Source organism: Amycolatopsis sp. lyj-109 (assembly GCF_046548995.1).
Classification (GTDB): domain Bacteria; phylum Actinomycetota; class Actinomycetes; order Mycobacteriales; family Pseudonocardiaceae; genus Amycolatopsis.
Window position 1 is genome coordinate 1 of the sequence record NZ_JAJPWR010000061.1, and the last position, 1,574, is coordinate 1,574.

The 1,574-nt window shown below is 67.3% G+C and carries 1 protein-coding gene; it reads left to right on the forward strand.

The window, feature by feature from the left end:
- The first annotated feature begins 224 nt into the window (after positions 1 to 224).
- A complete protein-coding gene (locus ACLJQF_RS48810) occupies positions 225 to 1,490 on the forward strand; it encodes an IS110 family transposase (protein ID WP_410617522.1) in 1,266 nt (421 codons plus the stop codon).
- The last annotated feature ends 84 nt before the right edge of the window (positions 1,491 to 1,574 follow it).

The following is a 1,574-nucleotide window of genomic DNA, read 5'->3' on the forward strand; positions in this document are numbered from 1 at the left end:
CGGTGTCCCTGGCGGGACGTCCGTGCTGGGGTGAAAATCGTGTCTGGTCGCTTGCGTGACGTCGTGTGTCCTTGGCGCTGGGTCGAGGCCGTCATTCAGTCTGACGCTGGGAGCCGCCTGAGAGTCCTGCATTGTTGCTTCGAGCACGCGAGCCCGGCTTTGGCTCACGTCCCTGGCTCCCCAGGCGACCACCTGTCGGTGCTGTGAACCGAAACGAGGTGATCATGGAAGAGGTGGATGAACTCGACCAGGTCGTCGACCGGGTGGCCGGCCTGGATCTGGGCAAGACCGGCCTGGTGGCGTGTGTGCGGGTGCCCTCAGACCGGTCGGGCCGACGTCAGCAAGAGGTCCGTTCCTACGACACGTTCTCCCGGTCGTTGCTGGAGCTGGCGGACTGGTTGCGAGCCGAGCGGGTGAGCAGGGTAGCGATGGAGGCCACCAGTTCCTACTGGAAACCGGTGTTCTACCTGCTGGAAGCCGAAGGGTTCGAGTGCTGGCTGCTCAACCCCAGACACGTCAAGCACCTGCCCGGCCGCCCGAAGACCGACACCCTGGACGCGGTCTGGCTGGCCAAGGTCGTCGAACGGGGGATGTGCCGGCCCAGCCTGGTCCACCCGGCCCCGATCCGGCAGCTGCGGGACCTGACCCGATACCGCCGCACCCTGATCCAGGACCAAACCCGGGAGAAGCAACGGCTGGAGAAACTCCTGGAAGACGCCCAGATCAAACTTTCCAGCGTGATCAGCGACATCCTCGGTGTCTCCGGCCGGGAGATGCTGGAGGCCATGATCGGCGGGCAACGGAACCCGCGGGTGCTGGCGCAGCTGGCCCGGACCCGGATGCGGACCAAGATCGGGGTGCTGGAGGAGGCGTTGACCGGGCACTTCACCGACCATCATGCGTTCCTGACCCGCACGATGATCGACCGGATCGACCGGATCGGTGCCGATGTCGAGAAGGTCAACGCCGCGATCGAGGAGGCGATGGCTCCCTTTCGCTCCGCCGCGCAGCGGCTGGATGAGATCACCGGGATCGGGATCCGCTCCGCCCAGGAACTGATCGCCGAGATCGGGGTGGACATGACCCGGTTCCCCACCCCCGGGCATCTGGTGTCGTGGGCGAAGTTCGCCCCGATCGTGCATCAGTCCGCCGCTGTCACCCGCGCTGGTTCCACCGGCAAGGGCAACCCGTGGCTGGGCGGGACCCTCGGCGAGGTCGTCGCCGGTCTCTCCCGCACCCACACTTTCCTCGGTGAACGCTACCGGCGGCTGGTGCGCCGTCGCGGGAAGAAACGCGCCATCGTCGCCCTCGGGAACTCCGTCCTCAAGATCGTCTGGCATCTGCTGTCCGACCCCCAAGCCCGCTACCAGGACCTCGGCGAGGACCACTACATCACCCGACACACCACCGCGCGGCGACGCCGCACCCTCATCCGCGACCTCGAACTCCTCACCGGCCAGCACGTCACCCTCCAACCCCACGCCGCCTAACCCCTTCACCCCGGGCCCCGGCTCCGCTGCGCTACGCCGGGGGCGCTACCGCGCGCCCACAGTCACCTCGATTTACGAGCCAGG